At 65.2% G+C, this 1,653-nt stretch carries 1 protein-coding gene and 2 pseudogenes; 2 read left to right on the top strand and 1 reads right to left on the bottom strand.

Translation table 11 applies throughout. The annotated features are described in order from the left end of the window. Nucleotides 1-162: pseudogene (locus ETD85_RS67845) on the bottom strand (IS256 family transposase); the annotation flags it as partial. A gap of 94 nt (nucleotides 163-256) precedes the next feature. Between ETD85_RS67845 and ETD85_RS62155 the strand changes: the two are divergent. Together ETD85_RS62155 and ETD85_RS67840 are read left to right on the top strand one after the other, a co-directional pair. After that, nucleotides 257-1,444, top strand: a pseudogene (locus ETD85_RS62155) (ISL3 family transposase); the annotation flags it as partial. A gap of 67 nt (nucleotides 1,445-1,511) precedes the next feature. After that, nucleotides 1,512-1,653, top strand: a 142-nt coding sequence (locus tag ETD85_RS67840; protein WP_138699074.1) for a transposase, incomplete at its 3' end; no start/stop codon positions are given.

The following is a 1,653-nucleotide window of genomic DNA, read 5'->3' as shown; positions in this document are numbered from 1 at the left end:
GCCCAGCAGCCCGTTCTCACCGACCAGTTCCACTCCCTCGGCCCGGGCCTGGTCGACCAGCCTGGCCACCAGCTCCCGATCCGTCGAGTTCTCGGGCTTCTTGCGCGCCACTGCGGCGTCCTCCAGGCCGATCTCCGTCGATGCCTGGAACACAGTACTCATCAGGTGCGTTCTCCATGATCAGGAGTTACACCGAAAACCGGGCTCTGTCGCAGAAACGGTGGTGACTGATCGTCTGTAGATGTCACAGTGAGCGATGATCGATGCCACGGTACTGGTGAGCACGGTGTTTGCAGGGTTGTCGCCGCTGATCGTCCAGGATGTAGCCGATGAGGACCGTGCGATACGGCTACGCGTGCGGACCCCAGATCATCCAGGTGCCTGCCCGGACTGTGGCATCACGACGAGTAGGGTGCACGGCTATCACCAGCGCATCGTTGCCGATGTCCCTGTTGACGCCCGCCCCGTCGTTCTTGAGGTGCGCGTGCGTCGCCTGGTGTGCGCGACCGCAGGCTGCAGGAGGACCTTTCGCGAGCAGATTCCTGGGCTGCTGCGGCGCTACCAACGCCGAACCGTCCGCCTGGCCACGCAGGTCGCCGCTGTGGTCAAGGAGTTAGCCGGGCGTGCCGCCGCGCGCACGTTGCAGGTGATGGCCATCCCGCTCACGCGGTTCACGGCGCTGCGCCTGCTGCTGGCGTTGCCTTTGCCGTTAGCCGCCGCACCGCGGGTTCTGGGCGTTGACGACTTCGCCCTGCGCAAGAGCACTTCCTACGCCACGATCTTGATCAACGTGGAGACGAATCAGCGTATCGACGTGCTACCCGACCGCAAGGCCGAAACCTTGACCGCATGGCTGCGTGCCCATCCCGGGGTGGAGATCGTGTGCCGGGACGGCTCGACGACCTACGCCCAGGCCATCCGTGCCGCGCTCCCGGACGCGGTGCAGGTCAGTGACCGCTGGCATCTGTGGAACGGCCTGGGAGAGGCCGTACGTAAGGAGGTCGGTGCTCACAGTTCCTGCTGGGCCAAGCACGGGCCACCGTTGCAGGACGGCAAGCCCGCGACCACCACGCTGCAACGATGGAGACAAGTCCATGACCTGATCGATGCCGGTGTCGGCCTGCTGGAGAGCGCCCGCCGCCTGCACCTGTCGCTGAACACGGTTAAACGCTACGCGCGTGCCAGCGAACCCGAGCGCATGCGGCGCGCCCCGCAATACCGGCCTACCCTGGTCGACCCCTACCGCGACCACCTTCGTACTCGGCGCGCCGAGGAACCGGCCGTCCCGGTGCAGACGCTCCTGACCGAGATCAAGGAACTCGGGTATACCGGCAGCCAGAACCTCCTCTACCGCTACATCAACCAAGGCAGGGTCGAGGCCGACCGGCCCACGATTTCCGCCAAGCGTGTCACCCGGCTCCTGCTCAGCAACCCTGACAAGCTCTCTGAGGTGCCTAGCAGATTCCGGACAGTCGGCTACATAAGCTGAGAAGTCTGGAAGAGGTAGGTACGTGGCAAGGCGTCGTAGGCAGTTCTCGCCGGAGTTCAAGGAAGAAGCCATCCGCATGGTGCTGGAGGGCGATCGGACGGTCGCGTCGGTGGCGCGCGAGTTCGACATCAACGCCAGCACCCTGGGCAGCTGGGTGAACCGGC

Source organism: Nonomuraea zeae (assembly GCF_005889725.1).
In the GTDB taxonomy this organism is placed as follows: domain Bacteria; phylum Actinomycetota; class Actinomycetes; order Streptosporangiales; family Streptosporangiaceae; genus Nonomuraea; species Nonomuraea zeae.
The sequence above is the reverse complement of the archived record's forward strand: the minus strand, read 5'-3'. Positions and strand labels throughout refer to the sequence as shown.